The sequence below is a fragment of the Bacillus sp. MM2020_4 genome (assembly GCF_011250555.1).
In the GTDB taxonomy this organism is placed as follows: Bacteria; Bacillota; Bacilli; order Bacillales; family Cytobacillaceae; genus Neobacillus.
This window is the reverse complement of record NZ_JAANMZ010000137.1, coordinates 1-255: the sequence shown is the minus strand read 5'-3', so window position 1 is coordinate 255 and position 255 is coordinate 1. Positions and strand designations below refer to the sequence as shown.

Sequence of the window (255 nt, the reverse complement as noted above, 5' to 3'; positions counted from 1 at the left end):
TACTGTTTCCCATTATCAAAGTATACGGCTTCAGGGACACCATATTTTTGAATGGCATTTCGAAAAGCATCCTCTATAATCCTGGAATCAAGGGTTGGATAGAAGGCTCCATGCAGAATTAATCGAGCCGCATCGTCTATAATAGCGACTAAGTAGACCTGCTTCTTAGTGCCATTAGGACCAATGGGCAAATATGGGCCAAACTTAATATCGGATTGCCATAGCTGATTACGATGACGCTTTTGAAATCGTCTA

The 255-nt window shown here is 41.6% G+C and carries 1 pseudogene; it reads right to left on the bottom strand.

Annotated elements, in window-relative coordinates:
• A pseudogene (locus G6554_RS25480) lies at positions 1-255 on the bottom strand (DDE-type integrase/transposase/recombinase); the annotation flags it as partial.